The sequence below is a fragment of the Streptomyces sp. NPDC006261 genome, from assembly GCF_040613515.1.
GTDB lineage: Bacteria > Actinomycetota > Actinomycetes > Streptomycetales > Streptomycetaceae > Streptomyces.
Genome location: NZ_JBEXSI010000031.1, coordinates 34,129 through 53,697, shown reverse-complemented (window position 1 = coordinate 53,697; position 19,569 = coordinate 34,129). Strand labels below are relative to the sequence as shown.

Annotated in this window: 19 protein-coding genes; 8 read left to right on the top strand and 11 right to left on the bottom strand. The window is 70.9% G+C overall.

The window, feature by feature from the left end:
• Positions 1-11 precede the first annotated feature (11 nt).
• On the top strand, positions 12-1,070 hold the full coding sequence (locus tag ABZ154_RS21190) for an NAD(P)H-quinone oxidoreductase (RefSeq protein ID WP_356834784.1): 1,059 nt from the start codon (positions 12-14) through the stop codon (positions 1,068-1,070).
• A 95-nt stretch (positions 1,071-1,165) separates the two neighbouring features.
• On the opposite strand, the gene ABZ154_RS21185 is transcribed toward ABZ154_RS21190, so the two are convergent.
• The 6 genes from ABZ154_RS21185 to ABZ154_RS21160 form a co-directional block, all read right to left on the bottom strand.
• Positions 1,166-1,714 (bottom strand): bacterial proteasome activator family protein, encoded by a 549-nt coding sequence (locus ABZ154_RS21185; protein ID WP_026241814.1) that lies wholly within the window; start codon positions 1,712-1,714, stop codon positions 1,166-1,168.
• A gap of 110 nt (positions 1,715-1,824) precedes the next feature.
• Positions 1,825-4,683: an FtsX-like permease family protein gene (locus ABZ154_RS21180; protein ID WP_356834782.1), complete on the bottom strand. Its 2,859-nt coding sequence runs from the start codon at positions 4,681-4,683 to the stop codon at positions 1,825-1,827.
• Positions 4,680-5,486 carry an ABC transporter ATP-binding protein gene (locus tag ABZ154_RS21175; RefSeq protein WP_356834780.1) on the bottom strand — a complete coding sequence of 269 codons (807 nt, stop codon included), beginning with the start codon at positions 5,484-5,486 and terminating at the stop codon, positions 4,680-4,682. Before ABZ154_RS21175 ends, ABZ154_RS21180 begins: the two co-directional genes overlap by 4 nt.
• Positions 5,487-5,742: 256 nt before the next feature.
• Positions 5,743-6,366: a PadR family transcriptional regulator gene (locus tag ABZ154_RS21170; protein WP_356834778.1), complete on the bottom strand. Its 624-nt coding sequence runs from the start codon at positions 6,364-6,366 to the stop codon at positions 5,743-5,745.
• A 94-nt stretch (positions 6,367-6,460) separates the two neighbouring features.
• Positions 6,461-6,901: a hypothetical protein gene (locus ABZ154_RS21165; RefSeq protein WP_356834776.1), complete on the bottom strand. Its 441-nt coding sequence runs from the start codon at positions 6,899-6,901 to the stop codon at positions 6,461-6,463.
• 420 nt (positions 6,902-7,321) lie between these two features.
• On the bottom strand, positions 7,322-8,968 hold the full coding sequence (locus ABZ154_RS21160; protein ID WP_356834774.1) for a protein kinase: 1,647 nt from the start codon (positions 8,966-8,968) through the stop codon (positions 7,322-7,324).
• 370 nt (positions 8,969-9,338) lie between these two features.
• On the opposite strand from ABZ154_RS21160, the gene ABZ154_RS21155 reads away from it, so the two are divergent.
• Complete coding sequence (locus ABZ154_RS21155; protein ID WP_356834772.1) at positions 9,339-10,970, top strand: protein kinase; 1,632 nt, start codon at positions 9,339-9,341, stop codon at positions 10,968-10,970.
• Positions 10,971-11,031: 61 nt separating this feature from the next.
• Here the strand turns inward: ABZ154_RS21155 and ABZ154_RS21150 are convergent, their stop codons facing one another.
• The 3 genes from ABZ154_RS21150 to ABZ154_RS21140 form a co-directional block, all read right to left on the bottom strand.
• Positions 11,032-12,063, bottom strand: a complete 1,032-nt coding sequence (locus ABZ154_RS21150; RefSeq protein ID WP_356834770.1) for a phosphotransferase — start codon at positions 12,061-12,063, stop codon at positions 11,032-11,034.
• A gap of 63 nt (positions 12,064-12,126) precedes the next feature.
• Entirely contained in the window at positions 12,127-12,564 is a 438-nt protein-coding gene (locus ABZ154_RS21145) for a pyridoxamine 5'-phosphate oxidase family protein (protein WP_356834768.1), read from the bottom strand.
• A gap of 88 nt (positions 12,565-12,652) precedes the next feature.
• The gene (locus ABZ154_RS21140) at positions 12,653-13,312 is read right to left on the bottom strand and encodes a response regulator transcription factor (RefSeq protein WP_356834766.1); all 660 of its coding nucleotides are present in this window, start codon (positions 13,310-13,312) and stop codon (positions 12,653-12,655) included.
• Positions 13,313-13,660: 348 nt separating this feature from the next.
• Between ABZ154_RS21140 and pdhA the strand changes: the two genes are divergently transcribed.
• The 3 genes from pdhA to ABZ154_RS21125 are packed head-to-tail and all read left to right on the top strand — an operon-like array spanning position 13,661 to position 17,241.
• Positions 13,661-14,821: a pyruvate dehydrogenase (acetyl-transferring) E1 component subunit alpha gene (gene pdhA / locus ABZ154_RS21135; protein ID WP_356834764.1), complete on the top strand. Its 1,161-nt coding sequence runs from the start codon at positions 13,661-13,663 to the stop codon at positions 14,819-14,821.
• A 2-nt stretch (positions 14,822-14,823) separates the two neighbouring features.
• Complete coding sequence (locus ABZ154_RS21130) at positions 14,824-15,804, top strand: alpha-ketoacid dehydrogenase subunit beta (protein WP_030563182.1); 981 nt, start codon at positions 14,824-14,826, stop codon at positions 15,802-15,804.
• 12 nt (positions 15,805-15,816) lie between these two features.
• The gene (locus ABZ154_RS21125; protein ID WP_356834762.1) at positions 15,817-17,241 is read left to right on the top strand and encodes a dihydrolipoamide acetyltransferase family protein; all 1,425 of its coding nucleotides are present in this window, start codon (positions 15,817-15,819) and stop codon (positions 17,239-17,241) included.
• 105 nt (positions 17,242-17,346) lie between these two features.
• On the opposite strand, the gene ABZ154_RS21120 is transcribed toward ABZ154_RS21125, so the two are convergent.
• Positions 17,347-17,499, bottom strand: coding sequence for a hypothetical protein (locus ABZ154_RS21120; protein ID WP_356834759.1), 153 nt, complete (start codon positions 17,497-17,499; stop codon positions 17,347-17,349).
• 10 nt (positions 17,500-17,509) lie between these two features.
• Here ABZ154_RS21120 and ABZ154_RS21115 point away from each other — a divergent pair, with 10 nt between their 5' ends.
• Positions 17,510-17,728 (top strand): hypothetical protein, encoded by a 219-nt coding sequence (locus tag ABZ154_RS21115; protein WP_356834757.1) that lies wholly within the window; start codon positions 17,510-17,512, stop codon positions 17,726-17,728.
• A gap of 82 nt (positions 17,729-17,810) precedes the next feature.
• Here ABZ154_RS21115 and ABZ154_RS21110 read toward each other — a convergent pair whose 3' ends face one another.
• Complete coding sequence (locus tag ABZ154_RS21110; protein WP_356834755.1) at positions 17,811-18,239, bottom strand: ATP-binding protein; 429 nt, start codon at positions 18,237-18,239, stop codon at positions 17,811-17,813.
• A 226-nt stretch (positions 18,240-18,465) separates the two neighbouring features.
• Here ABZ154_RS21110 and ABZ154_RS21105 point away from each other — a divergent pair, with 226 nt between their 5' ends.
• Positions 18,466-19,347 carry a helix-turn-helix transcriptional regulator gene (locus ABZ154_RS21105; RefSeq protein ID WP_356834753.1) on the top strand — a complete coding sequence of 294 codons (882 nt, stop codon included), beginning with the start codon at positions 18,466-18,468 and terminating at the stop codon, positions 19,345-19,347.
• A gap of 5 nt (positions 19,348-19,352) precedes the next feature.
• A complete protein-coding gene (locus ABZ154_RS21100; RefSeq protein ID WP_356834751.1) occupies positions 19,353-19,547 on the top strand; it encodes a DUF397 domain-containing protein in 195 nt (64 codons plus the stop codon).
• Positions 19,548-19,569 lie beyond the last annotated feature (22 nt).

Here is a 19,569-nt window from a genome sequence, read left to right as displayed (position 1 = left end):
GCCTCGCGGCCATGCATGCGATCACGATCCCCGAACCCGGTGGCCCCGAGGCGCTCGTCTGGGCCGAGGTGCCCGATCCCGTACCCGGCGACGGCGAAGTCCTCGTCGAGGTCGTCTCCAGTGCCGTCAACCGTGCCGACGTCCTTCAGCGGCAGGGCTTCTACAATCCGCCGCCCGGCGCCTCCCCCTACCCCGGCCTGGAGTGCGCGGGCCGGATCGCGGCGCTCGGCCCGGGGGTGACCGGCTGGGCGGTCGGCGACGAGGTGTGCGCGCTGCTGTCCGGTGGCGGCTACGCGGAGAAGGTCGCCGTACCGGTGGGCCAGCTCCTCCCCGTACCGGACGGCGTCGATCTGACGACGGCGGCCGCGCTGCCCGAGGTGACCGCGACCGTCTGGTCGAACGTCTTCATGGTCGCCCACCTCCGCCCCGGCGAGACCCTCCTCGTCCACGGTGGCTCCAGCGGGATCGGCACCATGGCGATCCAGCTCGCGAAGGCGGTCGGCGCCCGGGTGGCCGTCACGGCGGGCAGTCCCCAGAAGCTCGCCGAGTGCGCGGCGCTCGGCGCCGACATCCTCATCGACTACCGCGAGCAGGACTTCGTGGCGGAGCTGGAGAAGGCGACCGACGGCGCGGGCGCCGACGTCATCCTGGACATCGTCGGCGCCAAGTACCTGGACCGGAACGTGAAGGCGCTCGCCGTCAACGGCCGACTGGCGATCATCGGCCTCCAGGGGGGCGTGAAGGGCGAGTTGAACCTCGGCGCCCTGCTGACCAAGCGGGCCGCCGTCACCGCGACCTCGCTGCGGGGCCGCCCGCTCGGCGAGAAGGCGTCCATCATGGCCGCCGTGCGCGAACATGTGTGGCCGCTGATCGCAAACGGGGTGGTCCGGCCCGTCGTGGACCGTACGGTGCCCATGGAGGACGCCGCGGAGGCCCACAGGGTGCTCGAATCCAGCTCCCACATCGGAAAGGTGCTGCTGGTCGCGCCGAACGCGGAAACCGCGCCGAACGCGGAAACCGCGCCGAACGCGGAAACCGCGCCGAACGCGGAAACCGCGCCGAACGCGTAAGCGCCGAACGCGCAAACAAGGCGAACGGCAGCGGGGCCCGGCACACATCACGGTGTGTGCCGGGCCCCGCCTCCGTTGTCCGCCATCGGATGTGGCTACAGGTACGGTCCCGAACGGATCGGCCCGTGCGGGTCCCCGCCGCCTTCCTCGTCCTCGTGGGCCATCCCGGGCGGCAGGGCGCGGCGCATCTGCTCCAGCTGCGCGCGGGCTGCCATCTGCTGGGCGAACAGCGCCGTCTGGATGCCGTGGAAGAGGCCCTCCAGCCAGCCCACCAGCTGGGCCTGCGCGATCCGCAGCTCGGCCTCGGAGGGCACCGACTCCTCGGTGAACGGCAGGGAGAGCCGCTCCAGCTCCTCCACCAGCTCCGGCGCGAGGCCGTCCTCCAGCTCCTTCACGGAGCTGGCGTGGATCTCCTTGAGCCGGACCCGGCTCGCCTCGTCGAGAGGAGCCGCCCTGACCTCCTCCAGAAGCTGTTTGATCATGCTGCCGATGCGCATGACCTTCGCGGGCTGTTCGACCATTTCCGTCACCGGGACCTCGCGCGACTCGTCGTCACTGGCACCGCCGCCGATAGCCATTCCGTCCTGGCCCACGACAAGGACCTGCGGATGCTCCTGCGACCGGTCATTCCTCGGCATTTCCATGCCGCCATTGTCTCGCACACGTGCCGTACACCCTGTTGGTGCCCCCGGAAACGGATGATCCACCGTCTCCAGGGGCACCGGAAGGGTCCCGCGGGCACCAGATGTGCCGGTCAGCCCGCCCGTCGGGCCAGCTTCTGCCGGGAACTGGTGAGGGCGGCCGCGAGCAGCCCGGCCAGCACCGGGACGACCAGGGCCAGCAGCGCGATGGTCTCCCACGGCATCACGATCGGCGTGTACGCCGACTGCATCGGATCCGCGCGCATATCCGCCAGCGCCGCGCGCAGGTCGGTCAGGCGCAGCGCGACCGCTGGCACGATCCCCGCCAGTGTCCCCAGCAGCACTCCGGTCAGGGCGACGACCAGGCACTGGAAGCCGGAGAGCGACCGCCGTACGCCCGGGGGCGCGCCCACCGCGCTGAGGGTGGTGAGGTCGGCCTCGGCGTCGGCCTTGGAGAGCCCGGTCGTGATGGCCGCCGCGCCCAGGGTCACGACACCGGCGAAGAGGGCGAGGATCAGCAGGACCGCCGCGTCGTCACGTTGCTCGGCGGAGTTCGAGGTCCATACGTAAGCGCGGTTACCGGCCTGCTCCATCGCCGCGTCGGTCGCCTGCCGCTCGGCGTCCGTCGGTTCGCGGCCCAGCGTGTAGATGCTTCCCATCTCCTCGGAGTGCAGGCCGAGCCGGTCCGCGGTCCGCTGCGGCATGACCATCCGGATGCCCGGGGTCGCCGCGTAGCCGTCCGGGGCGACGTACACCTTCAGCCGGTCCGTCGTGGTGCGGGCCTTGCCGGGGTGCAGGGCGCGGTTCTCCTTGTCGCGCTCGTTGTAGAGGTGGCGGGCCTCGAGGGTGATCTCACCGTTCTCCGCGTACGCCGAGTTGAGCAGGACGGGCGTGCCCGCGGCGAGGGCCTCCGCCGCCGCCGGGTCGTCGAGCTTCACGTACGAGGTGAGCAGGGCGGTGTCCCCGATGACGATCTTGTGGTCGTCGTTGCCGAAGGCGACCATGGTGTAGTTCTCGTCCATGCAGGCGGGGGAGTTCATCAGCCGCTTGTGCTCGTCGGCCGAGATACGCAGGGCGAGTTCCTTGGCCCCCTTGCCCTTCAGGGGGCAGGAATGGGCCTTACCGGTGGGCTTGACGATCTCCAGGGTCCCGCAGCCGTTCTCCTCCTCGTAGTACACGGAGCAGTCGCTGCCGGCCCAGACCCGCCCGAGCCGGGCGGGCGCGCCGCTGACCGGGTAGTTCTGCTCGACGGTGGCCCGTGCGCGGGGCAGGTCGGCCTTCTCGGCGGGGTCGTAGGTCATCAGCGCGGCGGTGCCCGCCGTGAGGTTGGGCTGGTGGTCGTACGCCTGCTCGGCGGCGCCGCTGGCTGTGTACGTGGCGATGGCGACGCTGCCCGCGACGGCTGCCATGACGGCGGCGACGGCGGGGGCGGTGCGGCCCCGGTTGCGGGCCGCGTCGCGAAGGGCGATGCGGGGCGTCAGCGGGAGCCGGCGGCCGAGCCGGCCGAGGAAGCCGACGATGACCGGGATGCAGCCGAGAAGACCCAGTTCGGCGAGGACGGAACCGCCCGCGACCAGGGTGGTGTTGCCGCTGACGCCCCCGTAGGCCGCGACGGCGGCGCCGCCCGCGAGCACGATGGAGCCGACGACCGGCAGCACCCGTGAGCTGCGGCGGGAGCCGCGGCGGCCGGTGAGCGACTCCAGGACGGACTGGCGGCCCGCCACGATCGCCGGGGCGAGTGCGGCGAGGACACCGGTGACCAGGCCGAGTACGGCGATGCCGAGGATCTCCCAGGGCTGGACGGTCAGTTCGCCGAAGCGGCGGCCGGTGAAGTCCTCGATCACCGGGCGGAACAGGGCGGTGAGGCCGAAGCCGGCCCCGACGCCGACGACCGCGCCCACCCCGCCGAGCACCGCGCCGCCCGCGAGCACCACGGCCCGCACCTGGCCGCGGGTGCCGCCGCACGAACCGACCAGACCCAACTGGCGGCGCGAACGGCGGGCGCCCACGGCGAACGCCGGGCCGGCCAGCAGCACGATCTCCAGGACGGCCATGGCGGCCACGGTGAGGGCCGCCGCGGTCATCTCCGCGTCGCCGCTCTCCCAGTTCTGCATGTGCGCGGCCATGGGGACTTCGGAGTCCGGCGGCGGGTTCAGGGCGACCTGGCGGGCTAGTACCACCACGCCCTTCTCATTGGCGGCACGTACGTCCGGCCAGGTCACGCCCGCGCCGGGCGGGCCCTTGACCAGCCACTTCAGTTCGCTCGCCTGGGGCGGCAGGATCTCCTTGTCGCCGTCCGCGGTCTTCTGCCACGGGGCGATGACCGCGCCGGGGACGGTGAAGAGGGACTTGTTCTTCAGCTCGGCGGGGAGTTCCACCGCTCCGGTGAGGGTGTAGACCTGCTCGGGGCCGCGCACGGTGACGCGGTCGCCGACGGAGAGCCCGGACGCGTCGAGGAAGGCCTCGGTCGCCGCGATCTCGTTCTTGGCCCGCGGGTAGGCGCCCTCGGCCAGCTCGATCCGGCCGCGCAGCAGCGGTTCGGCGACGGCCAGTTCGATGATCTGGGTGTCGGTGATGCCGTGGCGGGTCGTCACGGAGGCGGGCACGGACCGCTCGGTGAGGTAGCGGGAGCCCTCGGGGAAGGTCGCCGGTACGTCGACGGGCTTGCGCTCGTCCTCGGGAAGCGTCTCCGGTGCGTCCTCGGGCGTCTGCCACATTCTGCCGTCGGGCATCTGCTCCAGCCGGACCGGGCCCAGCCCCTGGTCCGTGTAGCGGGCGTCCGCCGCTCCCAGCGCCGACGTCAGATCCTCCGCCGCGGTGGGCAGCGCGCTGCGGTACGTCAGGTCGGCGGCGGTCACACCGAGGACCGGCAGGGCGATCATCGCGACGACGAGGGCGCTGCGGCCCTTGGCCCGCACCGCGTCACGTCTGGCTATGCGGAAGGCGGCACGCCATCCGGGGAAGAGGCTCACTTGGCGGACCCGGCCGATCCGGAGGTGCCGGTGGTTCCTGCCGCTCCCGCGAGCAGCGAGTCGGCCCCGGTGGTCAGTGTCTGGTCGACGATCGAACCGTCGCGGAGGAAGACGACCCGGTCGGCCCAGGCCGCGTACCGGGGCTCATGCGTCACCATCACCCCCGCCGCGCCCTGGTCACAGCGGGTGCGCAGCAGGGCGAGGACGGCCTCGCCGGTCTCGGAGTCGAGCGCTCCGGTCGGCTCGTCGGCGAGCACGAGGCGGCGGTCGCCGACGAGGGCGCGGGCGATGGCGACGCGCTGCTGCTGGCCGCCGGACATCTCGTCGGGGAAGCGGTCGGCTATCTCGGTCAGCTTCATCTCGGCCAGTGCGGCGAGGGCCTCCTTGCGGGCCTTGCGCACGGAGACACCGTCGAGTTCGCGGGGCAGCGCGATGTTCTCGGCGGCGGTCAGGGCGGGGATGAGGTTGTAGTCCTGGAAGACGTATCCGACGCTGCGGCGGCGCAGGGCGGCGACGCCCTTGCGGCCGAGGGTCGCGATGTCCTGGCCCTCGATGATGACCTGGCCGCTGGTGGCGTTGTCGAGCCCGCCGGCCAGGGTCAGCAGGGTGGACTTGCCGGAGCCGGAGGGCCCCATCACGGCGACCAGCTCACCCGGGTGCACCGAGAGGCTGATGCCGCGTAGGGCGTGCACCTCGGCGATGCCGGAACCGTGGGTACGGGTCAGGGCCCGCAGTTCGAGTACGGGGGCGCCTGCGGGTGTCCCGGAGGACGGCGGCGGAGGTGTGGAGGCGGGCGAGGACATGGTGAGTGGTTCCCCCTAGGACGAAAGCGCTGGTCGTGGAGTGCGGAACAGGAAGCGTGCGGAACAGGAAGCGTGCGGATTCAGGAGACGTTCGGATCAGGAGACGTTCGGATCAGGAAGCGGCCGACTCTGGAAGCGGCCGGCTCAGGAAGCGGCCGGCTCAGGAACGTGAGGCACAGGAAACGTCAGGCTCAGGAAGAGTCAGGCACAGGAAACGTCAGGCGCAGGAAGAGTCCGGGCTCAGGGAACGTGAGGCTCAGCGCCGGGCCTTCGTGCGCCCGGTCAGGGAGCGGGCCGGGCCCCGGGTGGCCGCCGGGCCGGGTTCGGCCGAGGGCTCGGTGGCGGCGGCTTCGGCGAGGCGGACGAGGCGCGACTCGCAGTGGTCGAGCCAGCGAGCCTCGGCCTCCGCCTGGAAGATCAGCTGCTCCACCACGAGGAGCCAGGCGACCTCGTCCCGGTTGGCGGGGACGTCGGCCAGGGCCTGGGCCTTGAGCCGGGTGTAGTCCTGCATGGCCTTGAGGGTGTGGCTGCGCTGGGACTGGATGACACCACGGATGTCGACATCCGGGGCTCCCACGACCATGGCGAGCTTGATGGCCAGTTCGTCGCGGGGCGGGTTGGTGCGGTCCACCGGGGTCTCGAACCAGCTGCGCAGCTCGGCCCGGCCGTCGTCGGTGATCGCGTAGAGGTCGTGCCCGGCCTCGTCGGCCCCCTCCTGCACGACCATGCCGTCGCGCTCCAGGCGGCTGAGCGTCGTGTAGACCTGGCCGACGTTCAGGGGCCAGGTGGAGCCGGTGCGCGACTCGAACTCGGTGCGGAGCTGGGAGCCGTACCGGGGGCCCCGCTCCAGGAGGGCCAGCAGCCCGTGGCGGATCGACATACTGAGTATGTATACCGAGTATGTCCTTCCTGGCAAGTCTCGTGGCAGTACGGCCACGGGGCGGAAGAGCCCGTTTACGTGATGTGAAGCGGAATCAGTTCACCCGGCGCAGACGGAAGGCGAGGAAGGCGATCCCGAGCCCGACCAGGGCGATACCCGTACCCAGGGAGACCTGCTGCACCTGGCGTACGGCGGCGGCGTCCAGGGCGCGTGCGGCCGGGGGGCCCGGCTCGCTGAACGCCTCGGGCGGCGGAGTGAAGACCGGCAGGCCGACGGCGCTCTCCTCGGGCTCGTCCGACGGCTCCGGCTCGACCGGCGCCTCGGCCCGCGCCTCGGCCCGCGCCACCTCCAGCGGGGTCAGCGAACGCCCGGGGCGTGCCTTCCCGGCCCCGGCCTCGCGCCCGGCCAGCGGCGCGGTCGACCCCGACACCTCGACGGAAGCGGAACGGCTGGGAGAGGGCGGAGCGGAGCCTTCCGGGGCCTCGGCACCCTCCACGTCATCGACATCCGCCGAAGGGCTGCTGTCGGGCTCCACAGGCTCAACGGTCCCTTCCGTGCCGGGGGCCCCGGACGACGGCGGCAGGAGACCCGAGGGACGCGCGGAGGAGGGTGAAGCACCTGATGGGCCAGGCGTGGCGGCGGGACTCGACGCGCCGGGGGGCGTTGCACTGGCGGACGGCCCGTCGGCGGAAGCGGCCCCGCCCAGCGGACCCAACGGCCCCAGCGCCGCGCCGGCCGCCACCAGCAGACAGACCGCGCACCTCGACGACCACACGGCCGGACGTCCTGGAGCCATGAGATCAGCGTCACACGCGTACCTGCATCCGGCATCCCGGATGGGCGAGGAGGAGATAACCGGCCGTTCCGGGGTCCATTACCACCCCGAAACAGAGATCCACAGCCCCGCAATGATCAGAAACGAACGCCCCACGAAGCCCTGGAGCCCCGGGACCGTTCAGGAAGGCCGGCCCGTCGAGACCTTCAGCTCGAAGTGGGCGCCGCGCTCGGGGACCGCCGTTCCGGAGGACGGGAACTGCCCAACGATCTGGCCCTCGGCATAGGTGTTGCCCGGCTCCTCGATCTCCTTGATCGTCCAGCCCGCGGCGGCCGCGCACTCCTTCGCCGAGAAGATGTCCTTGTAGACGAAGCGGGGCGCCTGGACCTTCTTCGGGTCGTTGGAGTCCTCGGTGGCGTTCGTGCAGGCCGTCGTCTTCATCGTCCGGTTGCGCTCCGGCGGCCGGTAGCCCTCGTCCGTCGAGGTCTCGCTGGTTCCCGGGTCGCCGCCCTTGCTCGCCTCCTTGTCCTTGCCGTCCAGGAGGGAGAGCGCGGTGATCAGGCCGCCGACGGCGAGGAGCGCGACGACGATCGAGCCGACGATGACCGGCATGTTCCGCCGGGACGAGCCGCCGCCCGTGGAGCCGACGGCCGTCTGGTGCTGCGGGGTGATCGTGTACGGCGGCGGGGTCTGGTGGGCGAGCGGGCCCGGCGTCGGGTAGCCCTGGGCCGCCTGCGGATAGCCGTAGCCCGGCGCGGGCGTCGGGGCCGGCTGGTTGTACGGGCCCGACTGGTACGGCGGCTGCGGGTGCGGCTGGTACGGCGTCTGGACGCCCTGCGGGGCGGGGACGGCCTGGTCGACGGGCGGGAACACCGCCGAGCCGACGCCCGCCCCGCTGTTGGCCGGTCCGCCCCCGGCGACGATCACCGGGGCGCCGGTCTGACCGCCGGACGCGCCCAGCACCCGGGCGATCTCGTCCCGCATCGCGGCGGCGCTCGGGAAGCGCTCGTTCGGGTTCTTCTTGAGGGCGCGGGCGACGAGCGCGTCCATCGCCGGGGTGACCGACCGGTTGACGCTGGACGGCGCGACCGGCTCCTCCTGCACATGCGCGTACGCGATGGCGAGCGGCGAATCCGCGTCGAATGGGATCCGGCCGGTGAGCAGTTGGAAGAGCATGATGCCGACCGAGTACAGGTCGGAGCGGGCGTCCACACCGCGGCCGAGGGCCTGTTCGGGGGAGAGGTACTGCGGGGTGCCGACGACCATGCCGGTCTGCGTCATGGAGGTGACACCGGACTGCATGGCGCGGGCGATGCCGAAGTCCATGACCTTCACGATGCCGCGCTTGGTCATCATGACGTTGCCGGGCTTGATGTCGCGGTGGACCAGGCCCATCTCGTGGCTGGTCTCCAGCGCGGCCAGCACGTCCGCCGTCACCTTGAGCGCCTTGTCGGCGGGCATGGCGCCGTACTGCCGGATGTCGTCGGCCAGCACCGAACCGAGCGGCTGCCCCTCGACGTACTCCATGACGATGTACGGCATCAGGGCGCCGCCGAGCTCGTCCTCGCCGGTGTCGAAGACCGAGACGATGTTGGTGTGCTGGAGCTTGGCGACGGCCTGCGCCTCGCGCCGGAACCGCTCGCGGAACGACTGCTCACGCCCGAGCTCGGTGTGCAGGGTCTTGATCGCGACCTGGCGGTCCAGGGCGGAGTCGTAGGCCAGGTAGACGGACGCCATCCCGCCTTCGCCGAGCAGGTCACGCAGCTGGTAGCGGCCGCCTGCCACCGCCCCGCCCGCATAGCGGCCCTGTGCGCCGTCCTGACTCATGACTTGCTTCCCCCTCGACGGCGCGGCCCTGGTGCGCGATGTGTTGCACCCGCGACGTGATGCACACGCGATGTTTCTGTAGGACGCGGTCACGTGCGACCCGGTTCCGTACAACGCGATTACGCGCCAAGTCTGCCCGAGGGGTCCGACACGTCAAGCCGGGTGCCCGTTCCGTGACCCTACGCGCAGGAAGCGTCTCGGAAGCGTTACAGGAAACGTATGGATTCGCGGTGTGGGACACGCCGACCGGTCGGATGATCCGTCCGGTGCGGAACCTGGGTGTCCGGTGGAGGCTGTAGCGTGACGTGGCAATGCAGCAAGGCACCGTGAGAACCCGCGGACGCGCGGACAGATACGACGGCGAGGACTGATGGCACCCGATTCCGAAGCAAACGGCGGCGGATTTTCGGATGGCTCCGACGCCTGGGGTGTCGGTGGCGTCGTCGGTGACGGACGCTACCGGATGACCTACCGGCTCGGCCGGGGCGGCATGGCAGAGGTGTACGCGGCGGAGGACGTCCGGCTGGGACGTACGGTCGCGGTCAAACTGCTCCGCTCCGACCTGGCCGAGGACCCGGTCTCCAAGGCCCGCTTCACCCGCGAGGCGCAGTCCGTCGCCGGCCTCAACCACCATGCGATCGTCGCCGTGTACGACTCCGGCGAGGACACCGTGGGCGGCCAGACCGTCCCGTACATCGTGATGGAGCTGGTCGAGGGCCGCACCATCCGCGACCTCCTCCTGACCGCCGAGGCGCCCCCGCCCGAACAGGCGCTGATCATCGTCTCGGGGGTGCTGGAGGCGCTGGCCTACTCGCACCAGCACGGCATCGTGCACCGGGACATCAAGCCCGCCAACGTGATCATCACGGACTCCGGCGCGGTCAAGGTGATGGACTTCGGCATCGCACGGGCGCTGCACGGCGCCCAGTCGACGATGACCCAGACCGGCATGGTCATGGGCACGCCGCAGTACCTCTCCCCCGAGCAGGCGCTCGGCAAGGCCGTCGACCACCGCTCCGACCTGTATGCCACCGGTTGCCTGCTCTACGAACTGCTCGCGCTGCGGCCCCCGTTCACCGGTGAGACCCCGCTCTCGGTGGTCTACCAGCACGTCCAGGACATCCCGGTGCCGCCGTCCGAGGTCTCGGACGTGGTGCCGCCGGAGCTGGACGGGATGGCCATGCGGGCGCTGGCGAAGGACCCGGACGACCGGTTCCAGAGCGCAGAGGAGATGCGCGGGCTCGTCCAGTACAGCCTGCAGATGCTCCAGGTGCAGGGCGGCCACACCGGTACGTGGAACACCGGACCGGTCGCGCTCCATGAGGGCGGCCAGACCCCGCCGCACGGGATGGCGGGCTCGACCCGGGCGATGGGCCACCCGATGCACGGCGACACCTCGCAGGGGCCGATCCTGCCCCCGATGAACCCGGACGACGGCGGTTACGACGGCGGCCACGGCGGCCGGCGGGGCGGTGGCCGCCGCAACAAGATGCTGCTCTTCGTGCTGCTCGCCCTGGTCGCGATCGGCGCCGGGGTCGCGTTCGCCATCAGCGCGGCGAAGGACGACGGCAACAAGAAGACGCCGGTCACGCCGTCCACCTCGGTGAGCTCTTCCGAGGAGGAGCCGTCGGAGGAGCCCTCCGAGGAGGAGACCTCCGGGGAGGAGCCGGAGCAGCCGAGCAACTCCACGGGCGGTCAGACGCAGCCCCAGCCGCCGCCGTACAACCCGCCGCCGACCCAGACCCAGCCCTCGTTCACGCCGTCCCCGACGCCGTCCGACAACACGGACACCGGGACGACGGACGGCAACACCAACGAGGGCACCACGGGCGAGCCGAGCGGCGACCCCACCGACCCCACCACCGACCCGGGCACACCGGGCGGCAACGGCGGGGAGCCCGGCAGCTCCGAAGGCGCGAACGCCGGCGGTAGCGCGGGCAGTGCCGGCAGCAGCGGTAGCGGCGACACGGCCGGTCCCGCAACGGGGGGCACCACCCCCTAGCAACCGACCTGGGGACCGCCACGTCACGCACGCCGCCCCACGTCACGCACGCCACCCCGCGTCACCCCGTGAAGGCCGCGCACACCGCCTCGTACTCACGGGTCCACCACACCGCCAGGGCCGACACCGCAGGGAACTGCGGGTCGGCCCTTCGGTCGTCCAGGCGGTAGCGCCAGCGCAGTATCCAGAAGTCGTTGAGCCGCTCCCACCACACCCGGTGCACGGCGGCGGTCAGTTCGGCCGCTCCCGCCCCCGCCGCACGCCGGTACGCGCGGGCGTACGCCCGTACCTTCGGCAGGTCCAGCTCCCCGCCCGGCTGCACGAAGAAGATGGCCGCCGCCCGGACCGCCTCCTCGGCGCGCGGCTGCACACCCAGCCGGTCCCAGTCCACGATCGCGACCGGATCGGCGCCCCGGTAGAGCAGGTTGAGCGGATGGAAGTCGCCGTGAACCCACCCGGTGGCGGGTCCGTCCGGCGTCGGAGGCCGGCGGTGCGCATGCCGCTCCAGCAGCACCCGGCGCTCCACGAGGCGGTGCACGGCGAGCTCGTCGAAGGCGTCACGCGGGGTGTCCCGGGAGCGCTGCCCACGCGCCACGGCCAGCAGTTCGTCGATCAGCGCGAAGGTGTCGGCGGCGTGCGGGCTGCCGTACCCGGCGGGTAAGGGCCCCTGCGACGGCTCGGGTGCACCATCCGGCGGCATGACCTGCTCAAGAGCGGTGTGTACGGCTCCGAGGAGCGTCCCGAGCCGCCGGGACTGGTGGGGGGTGAGCTGGGATCCGACCCGGTGCAGGCCGTCGACCCAGGGGTGCAGGGCGTAGCAGCGGTCGCCGATCACGGTGACCGTGGTGCCCTCCGCGTCGGTCAGCGGCGGGACGACGGGGACGCCGAGGGAGGCCAGGCGCTGGGTGGCGCGGTGCTGCCGCACGATCGTGGCGCGCTCACCGGTGGCGTCGCCGATGTGCTTCTTGTCGAGGTGGTGCTTGAGGAAGTAGGAGCCGCGGGTGGTGGACACGCGGTATCCGTGGTTCAACAGGCCCTTGGTGATCGGCTCGCAGGCGAGCGGTTCTCCCACGTCGGGGTAGCGGCGCAGCACCTCGCCGACCGGGGGAACTGGTGGGCGGGTTACATATGAGCGCGGCACTTACCAAATGGTAGATCACGCTGCGTGGCGGACAAGCTGACTTGCGTCGAAGCCCAGAGTGTGCTCCGTGACGAAGTGCGGGTCGACCCGGAGGTAGGCCGACGCGAAGGGCTCCCCGTTGACGCGGACGGGGGCGGCACCGAAGAGTTCTTCCTGCTCAGGGCAGAGATGGACGATCTCGGCGGGCCCGGTGAACTGCACCGACCACAGGGTTTCGCCCCCCTCGCCACAGGACGCGTTGTAGTTGTCCGCCCCATAGGCGACGACGCTCCCGTCGCATGCCTCGTGGTAACCGAATCCGCTGTGTATCCGCAGCAGGATGCGGCCGTCGCTCACGATGTGCCGGGCCACCGCCAGGAACGGCAGGGCGCGCATGCTGGTGGCGAGGCGGCCGTACGGGACCCGGCGGAGCAGATCCATCGCCGTGGGCGCGGGGGATTCGTCGGAGGGCATACGGTCCACTGTCCGGCACGCGTAGGGGCCGGGTAAGAGTCCCCGGCCCCGGGTGGCGCGGGACCAAAGTCCCCAGCCCTCCCGTGGGTCAGCGGCGCTCGGCCTGGAGCCGTGCGACATACGCGGCCGCCTGCGAGCGGCGCTCCATGCCCAGCTTGGACAGCAGGCTGGAGACGTAGTTCTTGATCGTCTTCTCGGCGAGGTGCAGCCGCTCCCCGATGACCCGGTTGGTCAGCCCCTCCCCGATCAGGTCCAGGATCTTGCGCTCCTGCTCGGTCAGTCCGGAGAGCTTGTCGTCCCCCTTGCCGTTGCCGCCGTCACGGAGCCGCTCCAGCACCCGGGCGGTGGCGACGGGATCCAGCAGGGATTTTCCGGCGGCGACGTCCCGTACGGCACCGAGCAGTTCATTGCCCCGGATCGCTTTGAGCACATAACCCGACGCACCGGCCATGATCGCGTCGAAAAGGGCCTCGTCATCGGCGTACGAGGTGAGCATCAGGCATTTGATGTTCTCGTCCAGCGAACGGACCTCCCGGCACACCTCCACACCGCTGCCGTCGGGCAGCCGGACGTCGAGCACCGCCACATCGGGACGCGTCGCCGGGATCCTGACCAGGGCGTCGGCGGCCGTGCCCGCCTCACCGACCACCTCGATGTCGGGCTCGACGGAGAGCAGCTCATGGACGCCACGCCGGACGACCTCGTGATCGTCGAGCAGAAATACCGTGATTTTTCCATCTTCGCGCACGGTCGCAGTCTCACATACTCGTCCCTCCTCCGCTCTTCCCAGCCGCTGATCCGCGGGATAACGTGCCGTTGTTCCGGCGGCCTGCAAGGCTGTTACCAGTGCTGTGACCAGCAGAGCTTCGTGATTTTTTCGATTTACTTGGAAATCCAAGCAAAAACGCAGGTCAGACAGGGTTTCGCAGTTATGCGATGCACTGGGTAACGTGCCTATGACAGGGCGCTCGCCGGGGCACCTGTCACGCCTGTATCCCGGCCGAGCGGCACCCACCCCGTGCACGGGTCCGGACACAGGCGAGCCGCACTGGTTCCCGGCAGACCCCGGGGGCCGGACCGACGGAGGAGCACGCACGTGACCGTGGAGAGCACTGCCGCCACGCGTAAACCGCGACGCAGCAGCAAGCGGACCAGCGCCGCCAAGACGCCACAGAGTTCCGAGCCCCAGCTCGTGCAGCTGCTGACGCCCGAGGGCGAGCGTGTCGAGCACCCGGACTACAGCATCGACCTGAGCGCGGACGAGCTGCGCGGTCTGTACCGGGACATGGTGCTGACCCGCCGCTTCGATGCCGAGGCGACCGCGCTGCAGCGACAAGGGGAGCTGGGCCTGTGGGCCTCGCTGCTGGGCCAGGAGGCCGCACAGATCGGCAGTGGCCGGGCGCTGCGCGACGACGACTACGTCTTCCCGACCTACCGTGAGCACGGCGTGGCCTGGTGCCGCGGGGTCGACCCCACCAACCTGCTGGGCATGTTCCGCGGGGTGAACCACGGTGGCTGGGACCCGACGACCAACAACTTCCACCTGTACACGATCGTCATCGGCTCGCAGACCCTGCACGCCACCGGCTACGCCATGGGCGTCGCCAAGGACGGGGCGGACTCGGCCGTGGTCGCGTACTTCGGTGACGGCGCCTCAAGCCAGGGCGATGTGGCCGAGGCGTTCACGTTCTCCGCGGTCTACAACGCCCCGGTCGTGTTCTTCTGCCAGAACAACCAGTGGGCCATCTCCGAGCCCACCGAGCGCCAGACCCGCGTGCCGCTCTACCAGCGCGCGCAGGGGTACGGCTTCCCCGGCGTCCGGGTCGACGGCAACGACGTACTGGCGTGTCTGGCGGTCACCCGCTCCGCGCTGGAGCGCGCCCGCCGCGGCGAGGGCCCGACGCTGGTCGAGGCGTTCACGTACCGCATGGGCGCCCACACCACCTCCGACGACCCGACGAAGTACCGGGCCGACGACGAGCGCGCCGCCTGGGAGGCGAAGGACCCGATCCTGCGCCTGCGCACGTACCTGGAGAAGGAGAAGCTCGCCGACGAGGCGTTCTTCACCGAGCTGGAGACGGAGAGCGAGACCCTCGGCAAGCGCGTGCGCGAGGTGGTGCGGGCGATGCCCGACCCGGAGCCGATGGCCCTGTTCGAGCACGGCTACGCCGACGGCAGCTCCCTCGTCGACGAGGAGCGTGCCCAGTTCGCCGCCTACCAGGCATCGTTCGCCGACTCTGCCGAGGAGGGCAAGTAGCCATGGCCGTGGAAAAGATGTCCATCGCGAAAGCGCTCAACGAGTCGCTGCGTCTGGCCCTCGACACCGACCCCAAGGTCCTCATCATGGGTGAGGACGTCGGAAAGCTCGGCGGCGTCTTCCGCATCACCGACGGCCTCCAGAAGGACTTCGGCGAGGACCGGGTGATCGACACCCCGCTCGCCGAGTCCGGCATCGTCGGCACCGCCATCGGCCTGGCCCTGCGCGGCTACCGCCCGATCGTGGAGATCCAGTTCGACGGATTCGTCTTCCCCGCGTACGACCAGATCGTCACGCAGCTCGCGAAGATGCACGCCCGCGCGCTCGGCAAGATCAAGCTGCCCGTCGTCGTCCGTATCCCGTACGGCGGTGGCATCGGCGCGGTCGAGCACCACAGTGAGTCCCCCGAGGCGCTCTTCGCGCACGTGGCGGGACTCAAGGTGGTCTCCCCGTCCAACGCGAGCGACGCCTACTGGATGATGCAGCAGGCCGTCCAGAGCGATGACCCGATCATCTTCTTCGAGCCCAAGCGGCGTTACTGGGACAAGGGCGAGGTCGACACCGAGTCCATCCCCGGCCCGCTCCACAAGGCCGTCACCGTCCGCGAGGGCAGCGACCTGACGCTCGTCGCTTACGGCCCGATGGTGAAGGTCTGCCTGGAAGCGGCCGCGGCCGCCCAGGAGGAGGGCAAGTCGGTCGAGGTCCTGGACCTGCGCTCGATGTCCCCGATCGACTTCGACGCCATCCAGACGTCGGTCGAGAAGACCGGCCGGCTCGTGGTCGTCCACGAGGCGCCCGTCTTCTACGGCTCCGGCGCGGAGATCGCCGCCCGCATCACCGAGCGCAGCTTCTACCACCTCGAAGCGCCGGTCCTCAGGGTCGGCGGCTACCACGTGCCCTACCCGCCGGCCCGGCTGGAGGACGAGTACCTGCCCGGCCTGGACCGGGTGCTCGACGCCGTCGACCGCTCGCTGGCGTACTAGAGGAGACGGGTCGTGACGACGATGACACAGACGTCCGCTCGCTTCCGCGAGTTCAAGATGCCCGACGTGGGCGAAGGGCTCACCGAGGCCGAGATCCTCAAGTGGTTCGTCCAGCCCGGTGACACGGTCACCGACGGCCAGGTCGTGTGCGAGGTCGAGACGGCGAAGGCGGCGGTGGAGCTGCCGATCCCGTTCGACGGCGTGGTGCACGAGCTGCGCTTCTCCGAAGGTACGACGGTCGATGTCGGCCAGGTGATCATCACGGTGGACGTGGCGCCTGGCAGTGGTGACGAGGCCCCCGCCCCTGCTCCGGTGCAGGAACCGGTGGAGGCCCCCGCTCCCGTATCCGAGGAACCGAAGGGCCGTACGCCGGTCCTGGTCGGCTACGGGGTCGCGGAGTCCTCCACGAAACGCCGCCCGCGCAAGGGGGCTGCTGCTCCGGAGGCCGCTGCGGTGGCGGCGGCGGTGCAGGCGGAGCTGAACGGGCACGGGGCTCCGGCGCCTGCTGTTCCGGAGGCCCCGGCCGGCCGGCCGCTGGCGAAGCCCCCGGTACGGAAGCTGGCCAAGGACCTGGGGATCGACCTGACGACGGTGGTGCCGACCGGCAAGGACGGCGTCATCACCCGCGAGGACGTGCACGCGGCGGCGGCTCCGGCGGCTTCTCCGGTTGCGGCGCCTGAGGTCGCTGAGCCGGTCGCGGTGTCCGCCCCCGAGACCCCGGCAACGGTCGGCTCGGCTCGCGAGACCCGCGTCCCGGTCAAGGGGGTCCGCAAGGCGATCGCGCAGGCGATGGTCGGATCGGCCTTCACCGCCCCGCACGTCACCGAGTTCGTCACGGTCGACGTGACGCGCACGATGAAGCTGGTGGCGGAGCTCAAGGAGGACAAGGAGATGGCAGGGGTGCGGGTCAACCCGCTCCTGATCATCGCCAAGGCCCTCCTGGTCGCGATCAAGCGGAACCCCGAGGTCAACGCCGCCTGGGACGAGGCCAACCAGGAGATCGTTCGGAAGCACTACGTGAACCTGGGCATCGCGGCGGCCACGCCGCGCGGCCTGATCGTGCCGAACATCAAGGACGCGCAGGACAAGACGCTGCCGCAGCTCGCGGCGGCCCTGGGCGAACTGGTCAGCACGGCGAGGGACGGCAAGACGTCCCCGGCGGCGATGGCGGGCGGCACGGTGACGATCACCAATGTCGGCGTCTTCGGCGTCGACACGGGCACCCCGATCCTGAACCCGGGCGAGTCCGCGATCCTCGCGGTGGGCGCGATCAAGCTCCAGCCGTGGGTCCACAAGGGCAAGGTGAAGCCGCGTCAGGTCACCACGCTGGCCCTGTCGTTCGACCACCGCCTGGTCGACGGCGAGCTGGGCTCCAAGGTGCTGGCCGATGTGGCGGCGATCCTGGAACAGCCGAAGCGCCTGATCACCTGGGCGTAGCGTTTTCGCCGGTGGGCCCGTACGCAGCTCTGCGTACGGGCCCACCGGCGTATCGGAACCCGGAAGCCGTTGCCCTGACGAGCGTCGGTCGCGGCGGTGAAGGTGTCAGCCGGCGCCCGGGGCGGACCGCGAGGACGCATGGTCGGCGGGTGGGCCGAGGAGCGCGGCCGCGGCCTCCTCCGCCAGGTCCTCGGCGTGGGCGGGGAGGGGCCGGCCGGCCCGGAGGTGGCGACGGACCACGGCGAGCGGCAGATCCACCACGGCGAACGTGACGCTCGCCGTCCAGGGCCCCTTCGGCGCCGAGGCTCCTGGCGAGGGACCCGAGGGCGGAACGTACGCGCCGGTCGCCGTCGTCCGCGCGGCGCAGGTGTTCCTCGGACCAGTCGGCCCGCCGAAGTCCTCGGCCGTAGAGGAGGAGAGCGGCTTCCTGGCGCGTCCGGCGCGGTGGGGCTCTTACGCGCGGCATCTGCGCCGTCTCGCGCGCTGAGCTGCGGGCACGCGGTCGACGCGCTCAGGCGGGTGGGCCTTCCGACCGGTGCTGCGGCCACGACAGGTACGGCGGCGGCTTGTCACGGCACGGCGAGTTCGGCGAACACGGACTTCCCGACGGTACGGGGCTCGACGCCCCAGTCGTCGGCGAGCTGGGCGACGATCAGGAGCCCGCGCCCGTAGCAGTCGTCGGTGTCGGGCCGCCGGAGCTGCGGCAGCCGTTCACCGCGCGGATCGCTGACGGCGACGCGGAGGGCGAACTCGGTGAGCGTGAGGTGGACCCGGATGAGCCGCCCCCGGATGGCTCCGTGCAGGAGCGCGTTGGTGGCCAACTCGCTGACGAGCAGGGCCGCGTCACCGGCCATCCCCGGGCGCCCCCACTGCAGGACGAGCCGAGCGGTCCGATGCCGGCTGAGCGAGACGCTGCGAGCGGTGGGCGTGTAGTCGACCCGGTCCTCACGGAGGACCGGCTCGGGGGTGCGGGCTGAGGTCTCCTGGGCTGCGGTCATGGTCGCGTGCCTCCGGGGTGGGGTGGGCGGTGGCTGTGCCGTCGCTGCGGTGGGCAGGGCGGTGCGCTTCCGCCGGGCTTGGCTCCGCTGTGCTAGCGGTGGAGCACTGACGGTAGCGGTGTGATTGACCCTGCAGCAATAATTTCGGGCAGAAAATTCTCTGCGCTAGTTGGTGTTCGAAGGGCGGAGGTCCCAGACTTGGTCCACTCGGCGGAGAGGGTGAGACGTGGCAGGCAACAGTCCTGATCGAGGCCGGACGGTCTCTACGGTGCTGGGACGCCGTCTCGGCGGTGAGTTGCTCCGGATGCGGGAGGCGCACGACATGCGTCAGTCGCACGCGGCGGACGCGTTGACGGCGTCGGTCGCGAAGGTCGCCAAGATCGAGCGGGGCCTCGTACCGATACGGGATCCCGACATCCGGGCCTTGTGCCATCTGTACGGCGAGGCCGATGCCGGTGCCGTCGACAGACTGTTGGCCCTGGCGAAGGCAGATCGCGAGCGCCGTAAGGCGAGCGGCTGGTGGAACCAGTACCCGGGACTTGAGTCCATGGTCGAGTACGTGGCGTTGGAGGACATCGCCAGCAGTCTGCGAACCTGGCAGCTCGCCATTGTGCCCGGCTTGTTGCAGACGCCCGACTATGCGAGGGCCTTGGCGGTGGGGAACGGATCCTGGGAGGATCCTGACGAGATCGAACCCTTCGTCGAGGCTCGGATGGCACGACAGGTTCGATTGACCGGTGACCGTCCACTGGAGTTGTGGGCGGTGATGCATGAAAGTGCTCTGCGCCAACTGGTGGGAGGGCGACAGGTGATGAGGGACCAGCTCGGCCATCTGCTCGACATGGCTCGGCAGCCGAACGTGAAGCTCCAGGTCGTGCCCTACCTGGCGGGTGCTCACCCCGGAATGACGAGCGCCTTCACTATCGTGTCGTTCGCTGATCCCGGAGCACTTGATGTGGTCCATATGGATACAACATCGAGCACGCTCTGGCTGGAGAGCGATAATGATGCCGACCGCCACGTCAGACTCTTCGACCGCATCACGCGGCTGGGCCTGGCGCAGCGCAACTCGGCCAGACTGGTCGATGGCATTCTCAAGGAGTTGTAGGCCCTGTGTCCGCGTACAAATTCGTCAAGTCCAGCTACAGCGGCGGCAACGCTGGACAGGAGTGCGTCGAAGTGGCCCGCAACATCCCCCACGCCGTCGCTGTCCGCGACTCCAAGCGCCCAGGCGGCCCCGTCGTCGCCGTCGCGCCCGCCGCATGGAGCGCCTTCACGGCCGACCTGCGCCAGCCGCGACAGCCGTAGGTACGGCGAAGGGGCCCGGCGC

What these genes read in the sequence shown, in the direction of transcription:
- ABZ154_RS21170 (WP_356834778.1), bottom strand. Translation starts at nt 6,366, where the DNA reads ATGTCGATCCGCCACGGGCTGCTGGCCCTCCTGGAGCGGGGCCCCCGG.
- ABZ154_RS21185 (WP_026241814.1), bottom strand. Translation starts at nt 1,714, where the DNA reads ATGGAAATGCCGAGGAATGACCGGTCGCAGGAGCATCCGCAGGTCCTT.
- ABZ154_RS21130 (WP_030563182.1), top strand. Translation starts at nt 14,824, where the DNA reads ATGGCCGTGGAAAAGATGTCCATCGCGAAAGCGCTCAACGAGTCGCTG.
- ABZ154_RS21160 (WP_356834774.1), bottom strand. Translation starts at nt 8,968, where the DNA reads ATGAGTCAGGACGGCGCACAGGGCCGCTATGCGGGCGGGGCGGTGGCA.
- ABZ154_RS21110 (WP_356834755.1), bottom strand. Translation starts at nt 18,239, where the DNA reads ATGACCGCAGCCCAGGAGACCTCAGCCCGCACCCCCGAGCCGGTCCTC.
- ABZ154_RS21175 (WP_356834780.1), bottom strand. Translation starts at nt 5,486, where the DNA reads ATGTCCTCGCCCGCCTCCACACCTCCGCCGCCGTCCTCCGGGACACCC.
- ABZ154_RS21155 (WP_356834772.1), top strand. Translation starts at nt 9,339, where the DNA reads ATGGCACCCGATTCCGAAGCAAACGGCGGCGGATTTTCGGATGGCTCC.
- ABZ154_RS21145 (WP_356834768.1), bottom strand. Translation starts at nt 12,564, where the DNA reads ATGCCCTCCGACGAATCCCCCGCGCCCACGGCGATGGATCTGCTCCGC.
- ABZ154_RS21190 (WP_356834784.1), top strand. Translation starts at nt 12, where the DNA reads ATGCATGCGATCACGATCCCCGAACCCGGTGGCCCCGAGGCGCTCGTC.